The sequence below is a fragment of the Pseudomonas sp. Sample_9 genome (assembly GCF_004307535.1).
Classification (GTDB): domain Bacteria; phylum Pseudomonadota; class Gammaproteobacteria; order Pseudomonadales; family Pseudomonadaceae; genus Aquipseudomonas; species Aquipseudomonas mercuritolerans.
Genome location: NZ_RAZO01000443.1, coordinates 15,021 through 19,106, shown reverse-complemented (window position 1 = coordinate 19,106; position 4,086 = coordinate 15,021). Strand labels below are relative to the sequence as shown.

Below are 4,086 nucleotides of genomic sequence, written 5' to 3'. Positions count from 1 at the left end.
GTGGTGTGCTTCTTCTGCGCCACCACCCTGAAACGCAAACTCGGCTATGACGACTCCCTGGATGCCTTCGGCGTGCACGGTATCGGCGGTATCCTCGGCGCGATCCTCACCGGTGTGTTTGCCGCACCGGCACTGGGCGGCTTCGGCACCGTGACTGACATTGGCGCGCAGGTCTGGATCCAGATCAAAGGCGTCGGCTTCACGGTGATCTACACCGCGATCGTCACCTTCATCATCCTCAAGGTGCTGGACGCCGTCATGGGTCTGCGCGTAACCGAGGAAGAAGAGTCGGTCGGCCTCGATCTGGCACAACACAACGAACGCGGCTACAACCTGTAAGTACGCGCGATAAAAAAATTGCCCGGTTCGCCGGGCATTTTTTTGTCCGGGATTTGTCATTCAGGGAGCGGCTGAAAGGATTTTTCTTACGGCTTTGGTCGTCTTTACGACGAGGCTTTTTCTGCGGGCAATCGCTTACATCGCTGCAGGAATATTAGGGCCTTTGTTTTTTTTCAGAGCACGCTAGAATGCGCCCCGAACGAGCGGAGAACTGTATGTGGCAACAGACTCTGATAACCCTGCGGGCAAGGCCCCGGGGCTTTCATCTGGTGACGGACGAGTTGCTCACAGGCTTGCCTGAACTCAAGACCTGTCGGGTCGGTCTGTTGCATTTGTGGCTGCAGCACACGTCGGCGTCGTTGACCATCAACGAGAACGCCGATCCGGCAGTTCGTCGCGACTTCGAACGATTTTTCAATCGTCTGATCCCACAAGGAACGGACGGCTACGAGCACAACGACGAAGGCCCGGATGATCTCCCGGCGCACTTCAAGGCCAGCGTGCTTGGTTGCCAGATCAGTCTGCCGGTTGCGGCAGGGCGGCTGGCCCTGGGTACCTGGCAAGGGATTTATCTGGGCGAGCACCGTGATCATGGCGGTGCCCGTAAAGTCCTCGCCACCTTGCACGGTGAACAGGCATGAGCCGCTGCCGGGCAGCGGCAGAAGATTTTTCAACGGCGGCTTCGACAGCCGCCAAAGCTGGTCTATAACTAATCTGCTTTTGGCAAGTCATGAGGTAGAACATGAGCGACGATGATCTGGAAAACGACGACCTCGAAGTAGGCGACGAAGACGAGGCCGAGGAAGGCCTGGAAGCGGCAGCGGAAGACGTTGCCGAAGATGATGGCGGTGACGACACGCCGGCCCCGGCTGCCAAAGGCAAAGCCAAGGCTGCGGTCTCGGTCGACGAGTTGCCGAGCATCGAAGCCAAGAACAAGGAGCGTGACGCCCTGGCCAAGGCCATGGAAGAATTCCTTGCGCGCGGCGGCAAGGTGCAGGAAGTGGAGGCCAACGTGGTCGCCGATCCGCCCAAGAAGCCGGACAACAAGTACGGCAGCCGCCCTATCTGAGGCGCGTCGCTCGCTTGCTGAAAAAGCCCGCCGTCGCTGCGGGCTTTTTCATGTCTGAAATAAATCCGTTGAAAACAAATGCAGTCCCCTGTGGGAGCGAGCCTGCTCGCGAAGAGGGCATGTCAGCCGACATACATGTTGGATGACACACCGCATTCGCGAGCAGGCTCGCTCCCACAGGGCTGTAGATCAGTTCGAGGAAGCATTCCAGCGGGAGAGGACGGCGGGCAATTCGGTCAGGCTGCGAATTTCCGCATCCGGCAAGCGCTCCGCCTCCCAGACCTTGCCCGTCGGGTTGAACCACACCGCGCGCAAGCCTGCCTGCTGAGCGCCAGCAATGTCATCGCCAGGATGATCGCCGACATGCACCGCCGCTTCAGAACCCACACCACCGCGCTGCAACGCTTCATGAAACAGCCGCGCATCCGGTTTGGCGATGCCGATGTCTTCGGCGCACAAGGCGAACTTGAAGTAATCCGCCAGCCCCAGCCGGCGCACGTCGGCATTGCCATTGGTGACCACGCCGAGGGCGTAATGATTGGCGAGCAGCTCCAGCAGCGGCTCGACTTCCGGGAACACTTCGATCTGATGCCGCGCATGCAGGAACACTTCAAAAGCCTTGTCAGCCAGCTCCGACGCTTCGCCGTGGGCATACCCGGCTTCTTCGAGCGCATGGAACAGCACACGTCGGCGCAGCGCGCTGATGCGGTGTTTGAGGCCCGGTTCGCCCGCCAGCACTCGCTCGCGAATCGACCACAAATGCTCCACCGGCACCGCGCCCAGGTTCGACGCATGCTCGCTCAGCCATTCGCGCAACACGGTTTCGGCGCTGGCGATCACCGGAGCGGTGTCCCACAGGGTGTCGTCGAGGTCGAAGGTGATCAACTGAATGCTCATGAATCATCGCCTTTCATGCGTTTGGCCCGGGGATGGGCGCTGTCGTAGACCGCCGCCAGATGCTGGAAGTCGAGGTGGGTATAGATCTGTGTGGTTTTGATATCAGAGTGACCGAGCAATTCCTGCACCGCGCGCAGATCCTGTGAAGACTCGAGCAAATGGCTGGCGAACGAGTGCCGCAGCATGTGCGGATGCAGGTTCTGCCCCAGCTCGCGCTCGCCAGCAAGTTTGACCCGCACCTGAATCGCCCGCGGGCCGAGACGACGACCTTGCTGGCTGACAAACACCGCATCGTCCGCCGGGTTGGTCATGGCTCTAAGCGGCAACCAGTGTTCCAAGGCTTCGCGAGCCTTGGTGCCAACCGGCAACAGCCGAGTCTTGCTGCCCTTGCCGAGCACCTGAACCATGCCGTCGGCGAGGTCGAGTTGATCGAGATTGAGCCCGGTCAATTCGGACAGACGCAGGCCTGACGAATAGAACAGCTCGAGAATCGCCTGATCGCGGCGGGCGAGAAAGTCATCCTCGACCGCACCTTCCAGCAATTGCAGGGCGCGGTCAGTATCGAGGGTCTTCGGCAGGCGCCGTTCGCCTTTCGGCGGGGCCAGGCCGGTGGCCGGGTCGTGGTCACACAGGCCTTCGCGATTCAAATAGTGATAAAGCCCGCGCACCGCCGAGAGCAGGCGGGCGAGGCTGCGCGAGGACTGGCCTTGCGCATGCAATCGGGCGATCAGGCTGCGCAGGCGCTGGATATCCAGCGCGGCCCAACTGCCGATGTTCTGCTTGATGCACCAGCCGAGGACTTTATCGAGGTCGCGGCGATAAGCCGACAGGGTGTGCGGCGACACCTGTCGCTCACTGCGCAGATGTTCGCAGTAAGCGTCCAGTTGTCGTTCCATGGTCAGCGTACCGAGCGCAGCGAGCTGTTGACCCGTGGCAGCACGCGGCCCATGACCTCGGCGATGTAACTGAGGAACAAGGTGCCGACCGAGCTCTTGTAATGCTGCGGGTCACGGCTGGCGATGGCCAGAATGCCGTGAATGCCCTGATGGCTGACGGCAACCACGGCGGTCGAGCCGATCTGCTGGCGCTGTTCTTCGCCGAAAAGGAAATCCAGCTCATGTTCACGCAGGCTGCCGCTGACGCTTTTGCCTTCGGTGAGCAGGCCGCCAATCGCGGTTTGCGCGTCGGCGTGGGTTACCCAGCGGCCGACCGGGGCCGGGTTGTCGCCGAGCAGGATCAGGCTGACGAAGGGCACCTGGAAATCCTGACGCAGGCTGTCTTCAACGCTGATGACCACGTCTTCCAGGGTCGATGCATCCATCAGCGCGAGGATCAGGCGGCGGGTCTTTTCGAACAGGCGATCGTTGTCGCGGGCCACGTCCATCAGATGCGAAAGGCGATGGCGCATCTCGATATTGCGATCGCGCAGGATGGTCATCTGCCGCTCGACCAGCGACACGGTGTCGCCGCGTCGGTGCGGAATGCGCAACGACGGCAGCAGCTCTTCGTGCTCAACGAAGAAGTCCGGATGAGCCTCCAGGTAGGCGGCAACCGCGGCTGCCTCAAGGCTCTCGGACGCTGATTCGTCGACTGGTCGGGCGGGTACCTGTGGCTTGTCGGTCATGATTTCTGCTCGCTCAAAGACGCACTTGTCCTTCGTATACACGCACTGCCGGACCGGTCATCAACACCGGTTCGCCCGGGCCGGCCCACTCGATGGACAGACGCCCGCCGGGCAGGTCGATCAACAGCGGCGAATCCATCCACCCCTGACTGATGGC

5 protein-coding genes and 2 pseudogenes are annotated in these 4,086 nt (G+C 61.3%); 3 read left to right on the top strand and 4 right to left on the bottom strand.

From position 1 onward, the window contains the following. The 3 genes and pseudogenes from D6877_RS25300 to sutA all read left to right on the top strand — a co-directional run. Positions 1-339 (top strand): annotated as a pseudogene (locus tag D6877_RS25300) (ammonium transporter); the annotation flags it as partial. 215 nt (positions 340-554) lie between these two features. Beyond that, positions 555-980 (top strand): secondary thiamine-phosphate synthase enzyme YjbQ, encoded by a 426-nt coding sequence (locus tag D6877_RS25295; RefSeq protein WP_130912471.1) that lies wholly within the window; start codon positions 555-557, stop codon positions 978-980. A 101-nt stretch (positions 981-1,081) separates the two neighbouring features. After that, complete coding sequence (gene sutA, locus D6877_RS25290) at positions 1,082-1,408, top strand: transcriptional regulator SutA (RefSeq protein ID WP_016772583.1); 327 nt, start codon at positions 1,082-1,084, stop codon at positions 1,406-1,408. A 189-nt stretch (positions 1,409-1,597) separates the two neighbouring features. Here sutA and D6877_RS25280 read toward each other — a convergent pair whose 3' ends face one another. The 4 genes and pseudogenes from D6877_RS25280 to D6877_RS25265 all read right to left on the bottom strand — a co-directional run. After that, positions 1,598-2,305 (bottom strand): HAD-IA family hydrolase, encoded by a 708-nt coding sequence (locus tag D6877_RS25280; RefSeq protein WP_130912470.1) that lies wholly within the window; start codon positions 2,303-2,305, stop codon positions 1,598-1,600. Continuing rightward, on the bottom strand, positions 2,302-3,201 hold the full coding sequence (xerC, locus tag D6877_RS25275; protein WP_024014773.1) for a tyrosine recombinase XerC: 900 nt from the start codon (positions 3,199-3,201) through the stop codon (positions 2,302-2,304). Before xerC ends, D6877_RS25280 begins: the two co-directional genes overlap by 4 nt. 2 nt (positions 3,202-3,203) lie before the next feature. Continuing rightward, positions 3,204-3,929, bottom strand: a complete 726-nt coding sequence (locus tag D6877_RS25270) for a DUF484 family protein (RefSeq protein ID WP_024014772.1) — start codon at positions 3,927-3,929, stop codon at positions 3,204-3,206. A 13-nt stretch (positions 3,930-3,942) separates the two neighbouring features. Then, positions 3,943-4,086 (bottom strand): annotated as a pseudogene (locus tag D6877_RS25265) (diaminopimelate epimerase); the annotation flags it as partial.